18 protein-coding genes and 1 pseudogene are annotated in these 17,148 nt (G+C 74.4%); 12 read left to right on the forward strand and 7 right to left on the reverse strand.

Going from position 1 to position 17,148, the window contains the following annotated elements; translation table 11 throughout:
* Positions 1 to 316: 316 nt before the first annotated feature.
* Complete coding sequence (locus tag PATMI_RS0116480; protein ID WP_026911681.1) at positions 317 to 742, reverse strand: acyl-CoA thioesterase; 426 nt, start codon at positions 740 to 742, stop codon at positions 317 to 319.
* Positions 743 to 774: 32 nt separating this feature from the next.
* Complete coding sequence (locus PATMI_RS0116485) at positions 775 to 1,653, reverse strand: S49 family peptidase (protein WP_026911682.1); 879 nt, start codon at positions 1,651 to 1,653, stop codon at positions 775 to 777.
* A 116-nt stretch (positions 1,654 to 1,769) separates the two neighbouring features.
* On the opposite strand from PATMI_RS0116485, the gene PATMI_RS0116490 reads away from it, so the two are divergent.
* Positions 1,770 to 2,237: an acyl-CoA thioesterase gene (locus PATMI_RS0116490; protein WP_026911683.1), complete on the forward strand. Its 468-nt coding sequence runs from the start codon at positions 1,770 to 1,772 to the stop codon at positions 2,235 to 2,237.
* A 25-nt stretch (positions 2,238 to 2,262) separates the two neighbouring features.
* Positions 2,263 to 2,847 carry a hypothetical protein gene (locus PATMI_RS0116495; protein ID WP_026911684.1) on the forward strand — a complete coding sequence of 195 codons (585 nt, stop codon included), beginning with the start codon at positions 2,263 to 2,265 and terminating at the stop codon, positions 2,845 to 2,847.
* Positions 2,848 to 2,874: 27 nt separating this feature from the next.
* On the opposite strand, the gene PATMI_RS0116500 is transcribed toward PATMI_RS0116495, so the two are convergent.
* Together PATMI_RS0116500 and PATMI_RS0116505 are read right to left on the reverse strand one after the other, a co-directional pair.
* The gene (locus tag PATMI_RS0116500) at positions 2,875 to 3,219 is read right to left on the reverse strand and encodes a hypothetical protein (RefSeq protein ID WP_026911685.1); all 345 of its coding nucleotides are present in this window, start codon (positions 3,217 to 3,219) and stop codon (positions 2,875 to 2,877) included.
* A gap of 56 nt (positions 3,220 to 3,275) precedes the next feature.
* A complete protein-coding gene (locus tag PATMI_RS0116505; protein WP_026911686.1) occupies positions 3,276 to 4,814 on the reverse strand; it encodes a flavin-containing monooxygenase in 1,539 nt (512 codons plus the stop codon).
* Between the two features lie 269 nt (positions 4,815 to 5,083).
* Between PATMI_RS0116505 and PATMI_RS0116510 the strand changes: the two genes are divergently transcribed.
* A complete protein-coding gene (locus PATMI_RS0116510; RefSeq protein WP_026911687.1) occupies positions 5,084 to 6,262 on the forward strand; it encodes a hypothetical protein in 1,179 nt (392 codons plus the stop codon).
* Positions 6,263 to 6,483: 221 nt separating this feature from the next.
* Positions 6,484 to 8,046 (forward strand): FAD-dependent monooxygenase, encoded by a 1,563-nt coding sequence (locus tag PATMI_RS0116515; RefSeq protein WP_026911688.1) that lies wholly within the window; start codon positions 6,484 to 6,486, stop codon positions 8,044 to 8,046.
* 98 nt (positions 8,047 to 8,144) lie between these two features.
* On the opposite strand, the gene PATMI_RS0116520 is transcribed toward PATMI_RS0116515, so the two are convergent.
* From PATMI_RS0116520 to PATMI_RS0116530, 3 genes are all read right to left on the reverse strand, one after another.
* Positions 8,145 to 8,654, reverse strand: a complete 510-nt coding sequence (locus tag PATMI_RS0116520; protein ID WP_026911689.1) for a hypothetical protein — start codon at positions 8,652 to 8,654, stop codon at positions 8,145 to 8,147.
* Between the two features lie 56 nt (positions 8,655 to 8,710).
* Positions 8,711 to 9,238, reverse strand: a complete 528-nt coding sequence (locus PATMI_RS30875; RefSeq protein WP_051471842.1) for a DUF4232 domain-containing protein — start codon at positions 9,236 to 9,238, stop codon at positions 8,711 to 8,713.
* A 122-nt stretch (positions 9,239 to 9,360) separates the two neighbouring features.
* Positions 9,361 to 9,918 (reverse strand): TetR family transcriptional regulator, encoded by a 558-nt coding sequence (locus PATMI_RS0116530; RefSeq protein WP_026911690.1) that lies wholly within the window; start codon positions 9,916 to 9,918, stop codon positions 9,361 to 9,363.
* Positions 9,919 to 10,091: 173 nt separating this feature from the next.
* Here PATMI_RS0116530 and PATMI_RS0116535 point away from each other — a divergent pair, with 173 nt between their 5' ends.
* From PATMI_RS0116535 to PATMI_RS37595, 8 genes and pseudogenes are all read left to right on the forward strand, one after another.
* The gene (locus tag PATMI_RS0116535) at positions 10,092 to 10,829 is read left to right on the forward strand and encodes an SDR family oxidoreductase (RefSeq protein WP_026911691.1); all 738 of its coding nucleotides are present in this window, start codon (positions 10,092 to 10,094) and stop codon (positions 10,827 to 10,829) included.
* Between the two features lie 336 nt (positions 10,830 to 11,165).
* Positions 11,166 to 11,810, forward strand: coding sequence for a flagellar biosynthetic protein FliO (locus tag PATMI_RS0116540; RefSeq protein WP_157260814.1), 645 nt, complete (start codon positions 11,166 to 11,168; stop codon positions 11,808 to 11,810).
* On the forward strand, positions 11,807 to 12,442 hold the full coding sequence (fliP, locus tag PATMI_RS0116545) for a flagellar type III secretion system pore protein FliP (protein ID WP_026911693.1): 636 nt from the start codon (positions 11,807 to 11,809) through the stop codon (positions 12,440 to 12,442). Before PATMI_RS0116540 ends, fliP begins: the two co-directional genes overlap by 4 nt.
* Positions 12,439 to 12,744: a flagellar biosynthesis protein FliQ gene (gene fliQ, locus PATMI_RS0116550; RefSeq protein ID WP_245604184.1), complete on the forward strand. Its 306-nt coding sequence runs from the start codon at positions 12,439 to 12,441 to the stop codon at positions 12,742 to 12,744. The genes fliP and fliQ overlap by 4 nt, the downstream gene beginning before the upstream one ends.
* A gap of 4 nt (positions 12,745 to 12,748) precedes the next feature.
* Entirely contained in the window at positions 12,749 to 13,537 is a 789-nt protein-coding gene (locus PATMI_RS0116555) for a flagellar biosynthetic protein FliR (RefSeq protein WP_026911695.1), read from the forward strand.
* Complete coding sequence (gene flhB / locus PATMI_RS0116560) at positions 13,534 to 14,604, forward strand: flagellar biosynthesis protein FlhB (RefSeq protein ID WP_026911696.1); 1,071 nt, start codon at positions 13,534 to 13,536, stop codon at positions 14,602 to 14,604. The genes PATMI_RS0116555 and flhB overlap by 4 nt, the downstream gene beginning before the upstream one ends.
* Positions 14,601 to 16,700: a flagellar biosynthesis protein FlhA gene (gene flhA, locus PATMI_RS0116565; RefSeq protein ID WP_026911697.1), complete on the forward strand. Its 2,100-nt coding sequence runs from the start codon at positions 14,601 to 14,603 to the stop codon at positions 16,698 to 16,700. The genes flhB and flhA overlap by 4 nt, the downstream gene beginning before the upstream one ends.
* Positions 16,697 to 17,148: pseudogene (locus PATMI_RS37595) on the forward strand (hypothetical protein); the annotation flags it as partial. The gene flhA and the pseudogene PATMI_RS37595, both read left to right, overlap by 4 nt.

Consider the following 17,148-nt stretch of genomic DNA (forward strand, 5'->3'; position numbering starts at 1 on the left):
TGCGGTGCGTCCGGTCCGTGGGCCGCCGCGGGATCGGGGCTCCCCTGGACCGCGAGCGCCGCCGCGGCGGCGAGGCCCGCCGCGGCCGCGTACCGGGTCGTGCGACGGGAGGACGGGCGGGAGGAAGGACGGGCGGCTGGGCGGGACACGGGACTCCGGACGGGACGACGGGACGGGAGGTCGTCTGCTCGAACACCGGGCCGGCGCGGACGATGCGGTCCGACGGCGCGACCGGCCGACGGAGCGACCGGTCGGCGGACGGGCGCACGCCGCGGACCGGCGGGACGCCGGCGACCGGCGCGACCGCGGTCGCGCGTCAGGCCGCGGGGCCCGTCCCGGTGTCCGCCCCGCCGAGCGCCGCGCGCAGGTCCTCCGGCCACGGGCGCTTCCCGTGGTCCTCGCCGTCGATGCAGACGTGGCGGAGCTCGCCCTCCGCGATCAGGTCCTCGCCGCGGGTGAAGCGGTAGGTCGTCGTCATGGAGGTGGTGGACATCGACTCCGTGGTGACGGCGATGTCGAGCTCGTCGTCGAAGAACGCCGGGCTGCGGAAGCGGACCCGCAGGTCGGCGACCGCCGTCGCCAGGCCGGTGCCGGAGAACGCCGCGTACGAGCCCGCGCGCTCGCGCCAGAACTCGGTGAACGCGACGTCCATGAACGCGGCGTAGTGGCCGTTGAAGACCATCCCGTGCATGTCGCACTCGACGAAGCGCACGCGCAGGCGGTGGGTGAAGGACGTCGTCACGGATGGGCTCCGGTGCGGGTGTCGCCCCGGGCTCAGAGTCCGAAGCGCGCCCAGGCGGCCCGGTCCTCGAGCTCGCGGAGCATCGCCGGGATCGACGGCTGCGCGGCGGACGCGCTCGCGCCGAGGAGTCCAGCGAGCCGCAGGATCGAGCGGCCGGCGCCGACGGGCGTGATCTTCGCGTCCGGGTAGCGGGCGCCGAGCACGCCGCGGAGCGTGCCGAGACCGTCGATCAGGCCGAGCTCCTTCGCGCGGCCGCCGGTCCAGACCTCGCCGCTGAAGACCGTGGCGTCGTCGGTGCTCAGGCGGTCGCCGCGGCGCTCGCGGACCCAGGCGGTGAAGAGGGTGTGGAGCTCCTCGAGCTCGCCCCGCAGCCACGCGACGTCCTCCTCGCGCTCGGGCTGGAACGGGTCCAGTCGCGCCTTGTTCTCCCCGGCGGTGTGCAGGCGCCGCTCGATCCCGTGGCGCTCGATCACCTCGTGCAGCCCGAAGCCCCCGCTGACGACGCCGATCGACCCGACCAGCGAGGTGGGGTGGGCGATGATCTCGTCCGCCGCGCACGCCAGCCAGTACCCGCCCGAGGCCGCGACGTCCTCGCAGAACGCGATCACCGGGACCTCGTGCTCGGCGGCCAGACCGCGGATGCGGTCGGCGACGAGGGCGGACTGCGTCGGCGCACCGCCGGGCGAGCTGATCGAGAGCGCGACCGCCTTCAGGCCCGGCAGGCCGAACGCCTTGGTCAGCGGCGACTCGAGGGCCTCGAGCGTGATCCCCGCGCGTCGCGCGGCGGGCGACCCGGACGGCGTGATGACGCCCTCCAGACGGACCACGGCGACCTGTTCGGTCGGGACCGGGAGCCTGCGGCGGACGTCCTCGGGGAGCGGGAGGCGACCGGCGATGTCGGCGACGTTCATGGCCCGATCGTAGTGGTGCGCACCGTGGCCGCCCGCCGTGTGCGTCGTCCGGCACGATCACGGCGCTGGTCGATGCGCGCCCGGAGCAGTCCCGCCGACGTGTCAGGCTGTGCGGCGTGCGAGCGACGCTGGTCGAGTGGATGGGTCCGGAGGACGCCAACAACGGCGGGTTCGTCCACGGGGGGACGATCATGAAGCTCTGCGACGAGGCCGCCGGCCTGGCGGCCGTCCGGCACTGCCGGCAGCGCTGCGTCACCGCCGGCATGGACCGCATGACGTTCCGGTCGCGCGTCGACGTCGGCGAGGTCGTCACGCTCGAGGCGACGGTCAACGCCGTGTGGCGCACGTCGCTGGAGGTCGGGGTCCGCGTGACCGCGGAGAACCTGCAGACGGGGGAGTCCCGGCACACCTCGACCGCGTACCTGACGATGGTCGCCGTGGATGCGGACGGCCGGCCGCTCGTGGTTCCGCCGCTCGAGGTCCCGGAGGACGACGCCGAGGCGCGGCGCCGGGGGCGCGAGGCGCAGGTCCGCAGGGAGAACCGGCTCGCCGAGCGCGACCAGTTCCACCCCCGTGGCGCGTGACCGCCCGCCGGGGTAGCGTGGGGTCGTGCTGACCCCGGAGGACCTCGACGCGCTGATCGCCCGCTGCCAGCGGGGGACGCTGATCGCCCGCGTGCCGGAGGAGATCGCCGCGACCGCCACGACGGCGGGGCTGACGCCGACGATCGACGCCGCGCCCGCGCCCGGCGTCCTGCCGTACGTCGCCCCCCGACCCGGCTGCCTGTACCTGGCCCGGCCCGGCGGGAAGGCGACCTCCCCGCAGCCGTGGGCGGTGGTGCTCGACGTGACCCGCCTCGACCCGGCGGCGTTCGTCGTCGACGAGGAGGCGTACTTCCGCGAGGTCCTGTGGGGCTCGTCGGACCCGTACGAGCCGCGGATGCCGCCCGACGGCGAGCTTCCTGCCGCCGTGGTCTCGCGCATCGGGTGCAACGCGTCGCTCGACAACGGCCGCCCGACGACGGGGGAGTGGATCAACTCGATCGCCGACGAGCTCGACGTGAGCGCCCAGGTCCTGCGGTGCTTCGAGGCGATCGACTCGGTCGCGTACGCCGCCCCGGTCGCGCCCGAGGCCGTGGTGACGACGTTCGACCTGCGCGCCGACCCGGGGCTCTGGGACGCGCCGCCGTACTGAGCCGCGCCGCCCGTCCACGGCCGGGCCTCAGGCGCCCTCGGCCGACCCGAGTCCGGAGCGCTTGAAGCTCAGGGCCATCTCGTCGCCGGCGGTCCAGCCGTTGCCGGCGTCGCCGACCACGCCGGCGAGGATCTTGTCCGAGTAGTCCTGCACCTGGTCCAGCGACCACTCGCGGTAGATCTTGCGGAAGTAGACCTCGTGGCCGTCCTCGTGCTCGACGACCTCCACGATGCCGTCGTCGAAGAACCGTCCGAGTCGCGACTCGAGGACCTCGACCAGGCCGTGGATGCCGGTCGCGTCGAGCGGGACCCTGATGTTGCGCCGGGAGTCGTCGAGGAGGACGGTCTTCCGGTCCCACGAGAACGCGGCCATGGACGAACGGTAGTGATGCCGGGGGTCCGGCACCACGGGACCTGCGAGGGCCGGCGCTACGCGGCGGCGGAGCCCGCCGGCGCCGGCGCCGCGACCCGGGACCCGAACGCGTAGTCGTCGAGGTCGAAGTGCCCGGCGCGCCAGGCGGCCTCGACCGTCGTCGACGGACGGAACGGGACGTCCCCGTGGGCGTCGAAGTAGTAGCTGTTGGACCCGCCGCAGCCGCCCTGGAAGAAGACCTGCCCGTCGCGGCGGCGGAGGACCTCGTCGAAGTACCGGGTGTTCGCCTGCTCGGTGATCTCGACCCGCGTGGCGCCCTGCTCGCGGGCCCGCGTCAGGCACCGCACGATGTGTCGCATCTGGTTCTCGATCAGCGTGAAGTACGACGCGCCGTTGTAGCCGTAGGGCCCGAGGATCGAGAAGAGGTTCGGGAAGCCGGGGACGCTGACGCCCTCGTACGCCTGGAACCGGTGCTCGGTCCAGAACGCCTCGAGGTCCTTGCCGCCCACCCCGCGGACGCCGTAGGGCGGCATGTTGCCGCGCTCGAACGCCTTGAAGCCGGTCGCGAGGATCAGGACGTCGACCTCGTGGTGCGTGCCGTCGACCGTCCGCAGCCCGGTCGGCGTGACCTCCGCGATGCCGGACGTCTGGAGCGTGACGTCCTCCCGGTTGAAGGTGGCGAGGTAGTCGTTGTGGAAGCTCGGCCGCTTGCACCCCAGGGTGTAGGTCGGCGTGAGCTTCGCGCGCGTCTCGGGATCCTGCACCTGCTGCTTCAGGTACCGCTTCGCGAGGCGCTCGCCGACCGCCGCGACCGGCACCTTCGTGGCGTACTGGGCGGCGATCGGGAACGTGACCTCGACGTACGCCTGGCTCGCCGCACGGGCGATCCGGCGGGCGCCGGGGACGCGACGGAGCACCGTGCGGGCGGCCTTCGAGATCCGGGCGTCGGGCTTCGGCAGGCACCAGATCGGCGTGCGCTGGAAGACCACCAGCTCGCCGACCTCCTCGGCGATCGCCGGGATCACCTGGACCGCGGACGCGCCGGTGCCGACCACCGCGACGCGCTTGCCGGCCAGGTCGACGTCGTGGTCCCAGCGGGCGGTGTGCATCGACGGTCCGGCGAACGTGTCGAGGCCCGGGATCGCCGGGGTCTGCGGCTGGTTGAAGATGCCCGTCGCGCCGATGACGTGGCGCGCCGTGATCTCGCCGCCGTCGTCGGTGGTCACCCGCCAGAGGTCGTGATCGTCGTCGAACGCGGTCGTCGCGACCTTCGTGTTCAGGCGGATCCGGTCGCGCAGGCCGTACCGGTCGACGCAGTCCTCGGCGTACGCCTTGAGCTCCTGCCCCGGTGCGTACACGCGCGACCAGCCCGCGCGCTGCCGGTAGGAGAACTGGTAGCTGAACGACGGGATGTCGACCGCGACCCCCGGATACGTGTTCCAGTGCCATGCGCCGCCGACGCCGTCGCCGGCCTCCAGCACCGAGACGTCGTGGATCCCGGCGTCGGCCAGCGCCTTGGCGGCACCGATGCCCGAGAAGCCTGCGCCGATGACGACGACCTCGTGGTCCGGCGTGGGAGTCGTGGACGTGCTCATGGGTGCTCCGGCGCTCGTCGGGCGCCCGGCGGTGGTCCGTCGGGGCGGCGGGGCCCGGCGGCCCCGCGGAAGGAACCTACCGACGGTCGCGTTCGCTGTCGAGGAGGTCGCCGGCCGCCCTCGGGGGCGCACCGGTGGGCCGTCCCCGGGGCCGGTCGGCGTGGAGGACGAGGGCGATCCCGAGACATCGCCGGACACCGTACGCCCCCGGTGGCCCGGGTGGGCCGGGTCCGGCGGGCCGCCGGGGCCGCCGACCTACACTCGGACGGGTGCAGACCGACGCGGGCGCCGCCCCGCACACCAGGGGCGACGGCGACACGTCCCTCCGGGCGTTCGCCGCGCTGCTCGCCGTCGCGCTCGTCCTCCACGTCCTCTGGTGGCACGGGGTCGTCGTCCGCTCGCCGTGGCTGCTCGTCGTCGTCGCGGCCGCGTTCGTCCTGGCCCGACCGTCGTCGGTCGTCCGCCTCGCCGTCCTGCTCGCGGTGGCCGCGGCGGCGATCGTCGCGGAGCTGCCCGCGCTCGGGACCCACCTGCTGCTCGTGCTCGCCGTCGCCGCCACCGTGCTCACCCACCTGGCGGTGACGGTGGTCCGCGGCCCGCGGGCCGGGCCGCCGGGTGGTCGTCGGGTCCCGGGCGCGGGCGAGCTGTGGCCAGAGGTCGCGCCGTTCCTGCGGGCGCTCGTCGTCGTCCTCTACGTCGCCGCGGTTCTCTCGAAGCTCAACCACGGGTACCTGGACCCGGGCACGAGTCCGGCCGCCGCGCTGTCGGCCAAGGTCGTGTGGTTCGACCCCGGGCTGCTCGGCGCGTGGCGGGTGCGGCCGGCGATCTGGGGGTCGCTGCTCGTCGAGGCGTCGCTCCCCGTCCTGCTCCTGCTGCCGCGGACCCGGACGCTCGGCCTCGTCGTGGGGCTCGGCTTCCACGCGGTCCTCGCGTTGTCGGGGACCGTGCCGTTCACGGCCCTGCTGCTCGCGTTCTACGTGGCGTTCCTGCCGGCGGGGACCCTCGTCGCGCCGGACCTCGCCCGGCGCGGGGCGACCGGGGCGCGGTGGGTCGTCCGCGGTGGTGCGGTGGCGCGCACGCACGCGGCCGCCCTCGCCGCGACGGCCGCCGCGCTCTGGGTGGTCGTCGGCCTCGCGGGGTCGCTCGTTCCCGGACGCGTCACCGGCGGCGTGCTCGCGAGCGCGACGCGGGTCGTGGTCGTGGTCGCCTCGCTGGGCGCGCTCGCGCTGGTGGTCGCCCGGGCGCGCCGTGGGCGGGAGCCGGCCCGGCCGGCGGGCGCGATGCCGGTCGTGTTCCGGCTCGGGATCGCGGCCCTGGTCCTGTGCGCCGCGACGCCCTACCTGGGCCTGCGGGTGGGGGACGCCTTCACGATGTACTCGGGGCTCCGCACCGGCGCGGCGTCGTGGAACCACCTGTTCGTGCCGGAGGCGGTCCGCATCCTCGACTGACGAAGGGGGCGAGAACCACCCCTTCCCACTTCCAAGGTATAGCGAAAAAATCCGTCTCATGAGGGCGCGGGACGGTCCCCATACTCGTCGGCCGTGACCGGAATCCAGGGATCGGAGAGGCGGCTGATGCAGGTGAGGGCGAGGTTCGTGGGAGCACGCGGGGACGGCGGGAGGCGGACGGTGGCGGACGGCGCGGCGGGCGCCGGGACGGGGGCGGGGCGATGAGCGCGCACGCGGTGGTGATCGCCGGTGGCGGGCCGACCGGCCTGGTGCTGGCCGGTGAGCTGGCGCTCGCCGGGGTGGACGTGGCGGTCGTCGAGCGCCGGGCCGACCGGGCGCTCGAGGGCTCGCGTGCTGGCGGCCTGCACGCGCGGACGATCGAGGTGCTCGACCAGCGCGGGATCGCCGGCCCCTTCCTGGAGGAGGGCCAGCAGGCGCAGACGGCCGGGTTCGCGGGGGTGACGATCGACCTCGCGGGCTTCCCGACCCGGCACCCGTACGGGATCGGGCTCTGGCAGAACCGCATCGAGGCGCACCTCGCGGACTGGGTCGACCGACTGCCCGTGACGTTCCACCGCGGTCGCGAGGTCGTCGGGCTGGAGCAGGACGCGACGGGCGTCGACGTCCTCCTGTCGGACGGCGGGACGCTGCGCGCGGACTGGCTCGTGGGCTGCGACGGCGGACGCAGCGCCGTGCGGAAGGCCGCCGGCTTCGCGTTCCCCGGCAGCGCGGCGACGACGAGCAACCTGATCGGCGAGGTCGAGATGGACGACGAGCCGGAGCTCGGGGTGCACCGCGGCCCGTTCGGGATCTACGCGTTCGGCAAGGAGGACTACGAGATCGTCGACGGCGAGGTCGTCTACGCCGAGGGCGGGCCGGTCCGCGTGATGCTCACCGAGGAGCACGTGGGCGCGGGGGAGCCGACGTTCGAGGATCTCCGCGCGGCGGTGGTCGCGACGACCGGCTCCGACCACGGGATGCGCGACCCGGTGTGGATCTCCCGCTTCACCGACGCGGCCCGCCAGGTCGAGCGGTACCGCGACCGGCGGGTGCTGCTGGCCGGGGACGCGGCGCACGTGCACCCGCCCGACGGCGGGTTCGGGCTCCAGACGGGGGTGCAGGACGCGGTCAACCTGGGCTGGAAGCTCGCCCGCGTCGTCGACGGGACGGCCCCCGAGGGGCTGCTCGACAGCTACCACGCGGAACGGCACCCGGTCGGGGCCACGGTGCTGCGTCACGCGATGGCGTCGACCGTGCTGCGCCGCCCGGACGAGCGCACGACGGCGCTGCGGGAGACCGTGGCCGGCCTGCTCGGCACCGAGGAGGCCCGGAACGCGCTCGCGGCCGAGATGACGGGCCTCGGGATCCGGTACGACCTGGGCGACGGTCACCCGCTGCTCGGGCGCCGGGTGCCGGACCTCGACCTCGTGACCGCGGACGGCCCGGTCCGGGTCTTCGAGTTCCTGCACGAGGCCCGTCCGGTGCTGCTCGACCTGGGTGCGAGCGCGCTCGACCCGGTGGGATGCGGGACGGAGGCCCCGGTGCGCGGCGGGACGGAGGGCCCGGGCGACGCGCCGTCGACGGTGGACCCGGGCCCGTGGGCCGACCGCGTCCGGACGGTGCGAGCGCGCTGCGACGGCCCGTGGGAGCTCCCGGCGATCGGCGCGGTCGAGGCCCCGCCGGCGCTGCTCGTGCGGCCGGACGGCTACGTGGCCTGGGTCGGGGACGGCGACGGGGCGGGGCTCGCGGCGGCGATGGGACGGTGGTTCGGGCCGGCCGGGTGACGGCGGGCGCCGGCCGCGACGCGGCCGGCGCGCCGCACGTGCGGGCGTGCGGTGGTCGGCGCTCCACCGCGCGCCGGACGCCGCGGGTCGCAGGGGCGCTACTGGGCGGCGACCTTCGCGCACGAGGGCGCGAGCCGGGCGAACGCCGCCGGTGGGTTCGGGACGCTCGGGAGGTTCTTCTGGGCCGCGCTGACGCTCGCGAGGATCCCCCGGATGTCGTCGGTGCCGGACGACGCGCGGGCGCGCGCGGCGAGGCTGCGGAAGATCGGCGAGAGGTAGTCGTCCTGCCGCTTGGAGCCGGCGCGGAAGGCGTCGTAGGACTTCGGGGCCGGGGTGTCGGCGAGGACGCCGAGGGCCGCCACGCCGACCGTGAAGTACTCGGCGTAGTCGTCGAAGAACCGCCTCCGCGCGGCCGGGGTCTGCTCCGTCCGCATCGTCGTCGCCGACGCGCGGGCCGTGGCCCCGGCCGACAGCGACCGCGCGCACGCCACCTCGGCCTTGGCGGCGTACTCCTTCTCGGTCGCACCACCGTCGGACGAACCGCCGCACGCGGCGAGCGTGAGGGCGAGGGCCGCGGAGACGAGGAGCGGGGCTGGACGCACGAGCACGCGTGCATCGTACTCGCAGCCCGACGGGACATCCTGCCGGCGGGTCCGGCGCGAGGTCAGAACCGGACCCCGCGCGTCCCGTGCACCAGGACGCCGACCGACGTGCTGCCGCCGCAGTACCAACCGAGGCGGGAGGAGCGGATGCGCAGGTGGGCGTACTCGCCGGGCGGCGTGACGATCAGGCCGCGCAGGCCCTCCCGGGCGCCCCCGCCGCCGGCGCACCCGGCGATCGAGAGGACGGCCGAGGCGTGGCCGCCGGGCCGGAGCGTGATGGTCCGCTTCGCCGCGTTGGCGAGGGCGGCGTTGCGGAAGGGGTTCACGACGATGTCTCCGCCGTTGCCGACGAGGCCGATGCCGGGGTAGCCGCGGACGTGGCAGGTCGACGAGCTCGCGTTGCGCAGGACGATGGGTGCGTAGGTCGTGCCGGCGGCGTGCAGCGGGGTCCCGACACGCGCCTGGAGCTGCGACGTGTGACAGCGGGCGGTCGAGGCCGAGGCGTCGGCGGCCGGAACGGTGGCGAGGCCGGCGGCGGCGAGGACGAGGACGGTACCGGCGGTGCGGGTGGTGTGGCGGAGGGAGAGCATGTACCGACCGTAGGCTCGGGAGACCCGGCGGGACAGGGACCACAGGGGTGGGCGAGCCCACCCCGCTGCGGGGTGCGGTCGGGTGCCCCGGTGCAGGACCCGCGGAGCTCCGACCGCGAGGCTCAGGCGAGCTCGCGCAGCGCCGCGAAGCGGGCGCGCACGCCGGCCGCGAGGTCGCCCTCGTCGTCGGCGGCCAGCCACGCCTGCGCGGCGACGTTGAGGACGGCGATCCCGACCTCGGAGGCGAGGTGCGCGGTCGCCGCGTCGACGCCGCGGTCGAGCAGCGCGGACTGGAGCGCCGCGCGCCACGAGGCGAGCTTCTGGAGCTCCCGTTCGCCGAGCTCCGGGGTGGCGGCGACGATCGGGGTCCGGCGGCGCAGCTCGTCCCGGCGCGGCTGGAGGTCCGCCGCGACGGCGTCGAGCCCGGCGAGCACCGCCTCGGACGTCGTGGCGTCCGCGTCCGCAGCGGCCACCGCGTCGGCGAGCGCGGCCCGCAGGGCGTCCTCGTTCGCGAACAGCACCTCGCGCTTGTCGGCGAAGTGCCGGAAGAACGTCCGCTCCGTGAGCCCGGCGCGCTCGGCGACCTGGGCCACCGTCGTCTCCGCGAAGCCGCGCTCGGCGTAGAGGTCGACCGCCGCGTCCTGCAGGCGGCGGCGGCTGTCGGGTCGCCAGCGGGCCACGCGGCGATCCTACCGTGATGTCAGTCGCTGGCATCACGCGGTGCTCCGGTGCTACGGTGATGACAGCGGCTGACATCACGGTGGTCGGCGCGGCTCGGGGGACCGTCCGCACGGCCGGCGCGTGACGGCCGGAACGCCCGGCGCGATCCGCCGGGACGACACGGGAGGAACGCATGTCCGGCATCGAGGGCAAGGTCGTGGTGATCACCGGCGCGAGCACCGGGATCGGGGAGGCGACGGCGCTGCTGCTCGCCGGTCGCGGCGCGCGGGTCGTGGTCGGGGCGCGCCGGACGGAGCGGATCGCGGCCCTCGCCGAGCGGATCGTCGCCGGCGGTGGGGAGGCGATCCACTCGACGACCGACGTGCGGCGGCGGGACGACGTGGAAGCGCTCGTCGCCGCGGGGGTCGAGCGGTTCGGGCGGGTCGACGTGCTCGTCAACAACGCCGGGATCGGACCGATCTCCGCGATGGACGAGCTGCGCGTCGACGACTGGGACGCCATGATCGACGTGAACCTCAAGGGCGTCCTCTACGGCATCGCCGCGGTGCTCCCGCGCTTTCGGGCGCAGGGCTCGGGGCAGATCGTCAACGTCGTCTCGACGTCCGGCCTGAAGATCGTGCCGCTCCAGGCCGTCTACGCCGGCACGAAGAACGCGGTCCGGACGATCAGCGAGGGCCTGCGGCAGGAGGCGGGGCCCGACCTGCGGGTCACGGTCGTCTCGCCCGGCATGACGCGGACGGACTTCGCGGACTCGATCACGAGCCCCGCGGTCCGGGAGGGCATCCGCGAGGGCATGGGGGACGTCGGGATCGCCCCGGACGCGATCGCCCGGGCCATCGCGTTCGCGATCGAGCAGCCGGGCGACGTGGACGTCGGGGACGTCGTCGTCCGGCCGACGGCCCAGGGCTGAGGGCCGGCGCCCGAGGGCGACCCGCCGGCGGCCCGGCGGTCCGCCCGCGGGATCCCGCGCCCCCAGGGCCGCGCCGGGCCTCCGCGGCCCGCGGCTGCACGGATGTTCGACCCCCGGCGGCCCGTTTCGCAACCCGTTGCGAAACGGCTCAAGTTCGGTCCCGGAGCGCCGATCACCCCGTCCGACGGAGCCCCGTGCTCCCTCCCGGACCGCATGTCGCACCTCCTCCGCACCCCAGACCCCGCGCCCTCCACGGGCCGCTCGAGCCGTCTCCCGACGGGTCCGCCCCGGGCCGCCGGCCCCTCGCGGACGTCCGTCGCCGGTCGTTCCGCGGTCGTGGTCGCGGCACTCGCCCTCGTGCTCCTGGACCCGGTCGCCGCGCTCGCCGCCACCACCGCCGCGAAGCCGACCGGCGACGACACGCCGCTGGACCTCGGGACCGGCGACGGGACGGCGCAGCACGTCGGCGCCGGCGGCGGGGGCATCGCCCGCGTGATCGTCGGCCTGCTGATCGTGGTGGGCGTCATCTACGGCGTCACCTGGATCCTCAAGCAGCTCAAGGGCTCGAAGGAGACCGCGGCGACCGGGCACGGCCTGAGCGCCGTCACGACGATGCCGCTCCAGGGCGGCGGGGCGCTCAGCCTCGTCCGGGTCGGCGACGAGCTGCTGCTCCTGGGCTCCGGCGCGAACGGCGCGACGCCGCTGCGCCGGTACACCGAGGACGAGGCCCGGGCGCTCGGGCTCTGGCCGGACGACGACGACCCGGACGCACCGGGCGGCGGCTCCGGGACGGGCGCCCCGAACGTCGCGGCCGTCCTCGGCCGCACGGTCCGCTGGCTCCGCGCCGGCACCGCCGCGGCCCGCGACGCGCGGATCGCGGGGGAGACCCGGGCGGCCGCGCCGGCGGCCCCCGCCACCGGCCTGCGCCGGCACGCCACCGACCTCCTCGAGCGCCTCCGCGCGATGACGGTGCGCGGATGAACGTCGACGGCCAGAACGTCGTCCAGGTCCTTCTGCTCGTCGGGTCGATCTCGCTGGTCCCGGCGCTGCTCTTCTGCGTCACGAGCTTCTCGCGGATCCTGATCGTCCTCGGGTTCGTCCGGGCGGGCCTCGGCACGCAGACGACGCCGCCGAACCAGGTGCTCGTCGGCATCGCGCTCTTCCTGACGCTGTTCGTCATGGGCCCGACGTTCGACCAGATCAAGGACCGGGCCGTCGAGCCGGCGCTCGCGGGGAAGATCTCGACCGCGCAGGCGATCGACCGCGGTCAGGAGCCGCTGCGCGAGTTCATGTTCAAGCAGACGCGGACGAGCGACCTGAAGCTCTTCGTCCGCCTGGGCAAGATCGACGCGCCGAAGACCCGCGGCGACATCCCGACCCGCGTCCTGATCCCGGCGTTCGTGATCTCGGAGCTGAAGACCGCCTTCCAGATCGGCTTCCTGATCCTCCTGCCGTTCCTGATCATCGACCTCGTCGTCTCGGCGACCCTGATGAGCCTCGGCATGATCATGCTGCCGCCGGTCTTCATCTCGCTGCCGTTCAAGATCCTGCTCTTCGTCCTCGTGGACGGCTGGGCGCTCGTCACCCGATCGCTCGTGCAGTCCTTCGGATGACGCTCCTCTCCGGCGTCCTGGCCGACATGAACCAGGACTCGGCGGTCTCGATCGCCACCGACGCGATGCAGCTGTCGTTCAAGCTCGCCGCGCCGCTCCTGATCGCCGGGCTCGTCGTCGGCGTCGTCGTCTCGATCTTCCAGGCCGTCACACAGATCCAGGAGCAGAGCCTCCAGTTCATCCCGAAGCTCGTCGTCTCCGCGCTGGTCCTGTTGATCGCCGGGCCGTGGATGCTGTCGACGATCGTCTCCTGGACGTCCGAGCTCTACGGCTCGATCCCCGCGATGGTCGGCCGACGGTGACCGCGTGAGCCCGCAGGAGACCGCCGAGCAGATCAGCGGCCTGCAGCCGGTCGCGTTCGTCCTGCTGCTCGCGCGGATCTCCCCGCTCTTCGTGATCGCCCCGCTGTTCTCGTCGAGCACGATCCCACCACGCGTGAAGGGGCTGATCGCCGTCGCCCTCGCCGTCGGGATGTGCCCGGTGGCGACCGCCGGGCAGACCCTGCCGACGGACCCCGTCCTCGTCGTCGAGCTGCTGGTCAAGGAACTCCTCGTCGGGCTCGCCTTCGCGTTCGCGCTCTCCTGCCTGCTGGCCGGCTTCCAGGCCGTCGGCGCGCTGCTCGACATCCAGATCGGCTTCGCGTTCGGCGCGACGGTCGACCCGATGACCGGCGGCCAGGGCGCGGTGCTCGGGAAGCTCTACGCGATGGTCGGCGTCGCGATCCTCGTGGCGATCGGCGGCGACCAGCTGATCATCGCCGGGCTCGCGCGGACCTACGACCTCGTGCCGTTGACCGCGTTCCCGGAGCTGCGGTCGATGGTCTCGGGGACGTTCTCCGCGTTCTCGGGGATCTTCGTCGCCGCCCTCCAGGTGGGCGCGCCGGTCCTGATGACGCTGCTCCTCACCGACGCGGCGTTCGCGATGGTCTCGCGCGTCGTCCCGCAGATGAACGTCTTCGCCGTCGGCTTCCCGGCCAAGGTGATCGTCGGGATGCTGATGATCGTCGTCACCCTGCCGTTCGCGGCGGGGTGGTTCGGCGATCGCCTCACCGGCTCGGTGGCCTCCGCCCTCTCGACGCTGAAGGTCGCCGGATGAGCGACGACAAGACCGAGAAGGCGACACCGAAGCGCGAGAACGAGGCGCGCGAGAAGGGGCAGGTCGCCCGGTCGACCGACCTCAACGGCGCCGTCGTCCTGCTCGTCGGGCTCTCCGTGCTGGCGATGCTCGGCCCCCGGATGGTCGCCGAGATGAAGACGATGATGACCGACGGCTTCGTGCTCGCCGGGCATCCGGACGCGATGGACAGCCAGGAGGACGTCGTCTCGCTCGGCGGCGAGCTGACCCGCTGGTTCGTCGCGCTGCTGGCGCCCCTGGCGTTCGCCATCGCGCTCGCGGCGGTCGTCGCGAACCTCGGCCAGGTCGGTGTGAAGCTCACCCCGAAGGCGCTGAAGCCGGACATGAAGCGGCTGAACCCGATCCAGGGCTTCAAGAACGTCTTCGGGCCCAACGCGCTCGTCGAGGGCACGAAGTCGCTCGTGAAGCTCGCGGTCGTCGCCGGCGTCGTCGCGGTCGCCGTCCTGCCGCGGATCGACGAGATCGCGACCACCACCGGGATGGACCCGCAGGTGCTGCTCGCGACGATGGGCTCCGACGTCAAGGGCATCGCCCTGCGCGCCGCCGCCGTGTACCTCCTGATCGGCGCCGCCGACGTCTTCTGGCAGAAGCACCGGCACGCCAAGTCGATGCGGATGTCGATGCAGGACGTGAAGATGGAGCACAAGCAGGAGGAGCTCCCGCCGGAGGTCCGCGCGCAGATGCGCCGCCGCCAGCACGAGGCCTCCCGCGGGCGCATGATGGCCGCCGTCCCCACCGCGGACGTCGTGATCATGAACCCGACCCACTTCGCGGTCGCCCTGAGCTACGACCCCACGCGGATCGCCCCGACCGTCGTCGCGAAGGGACAGGACCTCGTCGCGCTCAGGATCCGCGACCTCGCCCGCGAGTCCGGCGTCCACGTCACCGAGAACCCGCCGCTGGCCCGTGCGCTGCACCGCCAGGTCGACGTCGGCCACGCGATCCCCGAAGAGCTCTTCCAGGCCGTCGCCGAGGTCCTGGCGCACGTCTACCGCGTCTCCCGCCGTCACCAGAGGACCACCGCATGAGCACCGTCGCCACGCCACCGACCGCCGGTCCCGACGGCGCGATCACCCGGATCATGCGCCACTCCGACCTGCTCGCCGCGGTCGGGATCATGGTCGTCGTCGCGATGCTCATCGTGCCGCTGCCGCCGGCGCTGCTCGACCTCTTCATCACCATCAACATCGCCGGCGCGATCGCCGTCGTCGTGGCGACGCTCTACCTCAAGCGCGCGCTGGACCTCTCGGTCTTCCCGAGCCTGCTGCTCCTGTCGACCATCTTCCGGCTGGCGATCAACGTCTCCGTCACCCGCCTCGTGCTCTCCGAGGGCGAGGCCGGCTCCGTCGTCCACGCGTTCGGCGAGTTCGTGATCGGCGGGAACCTCGTCGTCGGCCTCGTCGTCTTCCTGATCCTCGTCGTCATCCAGTTCGTCGTCGTGACCAACGGCGCCGGGCGCGTGGCGGAGGTCGCCGCGCGGTTCACGCTCGACGCGATGCCCGGCAAGCAGATGGCGATCGACGCCGACCTGAACTCCGGGCAGATCACCGAGGACCAGGCCCGCACGCGCCGTGCCGAGATCGCGCAGGAGGCCGACTTCTACGGCGCGATGGACGGCGCCTCGAAGTTCGTCAAGGGCGACGCGATCGCCGCGATCATCATCACGCTGATCAACCTCGTCGGCGGGCTGGCGATCGGCGTCCTGATGAACAAGATGTCGTTCGGGGACGCGGCGCACCACTACTCGCTGCTGACCATCGGCGACGGCCTCGCCGCCCAGGTCCCCGCGCTGCTGATCTCGGTCGCCACCGGCATCATCGTCACCCGCGCGGCGTCCGACGGCGACCTCGGCTCCGACCTCGCCCGGCAGGTGCTCGGGCAGGACAAGGCGCCGCTCGTCGCCGGCGGCCTGGTGCTCGCGTTCGCGATGATCCCGGGGCTGCCGAAGGTGCCGTTCGTCCTCGTCGGCGGCGGGCTCGTCGCGGTCGGGCTGGCGCTGCGCAAGCGCCGGGCGGGGCAGGCCGAGGAGGCCGAGACCCAGCGGCTCGCGCTCGAGGCCACCGACGTCCCGCAGCTCCCGGCCGGTGCCGAGATCGGCGTCGAGGCCCTGGCGCCCGACCCGCTCGAGCTGGCGATCGGCTACGGCCTCGTCACGCTGGTCGACCGTCCCGGCGGCACCCTGCTGCAGCGGATCTCGCACGTCCGCCGCCAGCTGGCGACCGAGCTCGGCGTCATCGTGCCGCCCGTCCGCGTCCACGACGAGCCGGGCCTCGAGCCCAACGGCTACGTCGTCCGGATGCGCGGGGGAGAGGTCGCCCGCGGCCGCCTCCTGGCCGGCCACCACCTGGCGATGGATCCGGGCGACGCCGCCGGCGAGCTGGCCGGCGTGCCGACGACCGAGCCCGCGTTCGGGCTCCCCGCCGTGTGGGTCGCCGAGGGCGCCCGCGCCGAGGCCGAGGCGCTCGGCTACACCGTCGTCGACGGCGAGTCCGTCGTCGTCACGCACCTGACCGAGCAGATCCGGCGCCACGCCGGCGAGCTCCTGACCCGTCAGGCCGTCCGCGGACTGGTCGACGGGCTCAAGGAGCACAACGCGGCCGCCGTCGAGGAGGTCGTGGGCGACGCCCTGACCCTCGGCGAGCTCCAGCGCGTGCTCCAGCGGCTCCTCGCGGAGGGCGTCTCCGTGCGCGACCTCGGCACGATCGTCGAGGCGATCGGCGACCGCGCCCGCCTGACCCGCGACCCCGACCTGCTCGCCGAGCACGCCCGCCAGGCGCTCTCGCGGCAGATCACTGCGCCGCACCTCGACGCCGCGCAGCGGATGAGCGCCCTCGCGCTCGACCCCGGCGTCGAGCAGGAGGTCGCCGGCGCGCTCGTCCAGACCCCCGAGGGCGAGGTCCTGGCCCTCGACCCCGCCCGCGCCCAGCGCATCGTCGTCGCCCTGAAGGACGACGTCGACCGCGCCGCCCGGCGCGGCGTCCATCCCGTGCTCCTCTGCTCCTCCCGCGTCCGGCGCCACCTGCGGCGGCTCGTGGAGCAGGCCCTTCCCGCCCTGCCGGTCTGCTCGTACAACGAGATCGGGCCGGGCATCGACATCGAGACCGTCGGAGTGATCCAGCCGTGAGCCCCACCCAGCAGCAGACCCCGTCCCCGCGTCTCTTCCGCGGCCGAACCCTCGAGGAGCTGCTGCCGCAGATCCGCGCGGCGCTCGGCCCGGACGCGATGGTGCTGCGGCGCCGTGAGGGCCTCTCCGGCGGCGTCGGCGGGTTCTTCCAGTCGCGGTTCGTCGAGGTCGAGGCCGTCGCGGGCGCGCCGACCGGCTTCGACGGCTACGACGACGGCCCCGCGTGGCCGGAGGACGTGCCCGCCGACGGCGTCCGGTGGCTCGACGAGCAGGCGTCGGCGGAGGTCCCGGTGACGCTCCCCGTAGCCGCGGACGGCACGATCGCCCCGATCGACGGCGCCGCGTTCCTCCGGCACCTCGACGCCGCCGTCGAGCGCCGCGGCGCCCTGGCCCCGGGGACGACCGACGAGCCGTTCGCCGGCGCCGGGCCGGCCGCGGGTGCGGCCGT

The organism is Patulibacter minatonensis DSM 18081 (genome assembly GCF_000519325.1).
Lineage (GTDB): Bacteria > Actinomycetota > Thermoleophilia > Solirubrobacterales > Solirubrobacteraceae > Patulibacter > Patulibacter minatonensis.